The sequence below is a fragment of the Micrococcus sp. PSi08 genome (assembly GCF_054960655.1).
The window spans coordinates 1-265 of sequence record NZ_JBHNYP010000075.1 but is presented as its reverse complement, the minus strand read 5'-3'; the positions used below and the strand labels follow the sequence as shown (position 1 = coordinate 265).

The 265-nt window shown below is 68.3% G+C and carries 1 pseudogene; it reads left to right on the top strand.

The annotated features are described in order from the left end of the window. A pseudogene (locus ACFI33_RS11835) lies at positions 1-265 on the top strand (IS481 family transposase); the annotation flags it as partial.

Sequence of the window (265 nt, the reverse complement as noted above, 5' to 3'; positions counted from 1 at the left end):
CCGGGACTCCGAGAACGCGCGAGCGGCCAAACGCGGGCCTGGCCGACGGGTCGGGTACACCTACCTGCACTCGGCGATCGACGGGTACACCCGCCTGGCGTACACCGAGGCGTTGGAGGACGAGAAGGCGGTGACCACGATCGGGTTCTTCTGCCGGGCGAGGGCGTTCTTCGCCGCGCACGGCATCACCGTGGACCGGGTGATCACGGACAACGGGAACAACTACCGGGCCGTGGACTTCACCGCGAAGGTGGTCTCGCTCGGA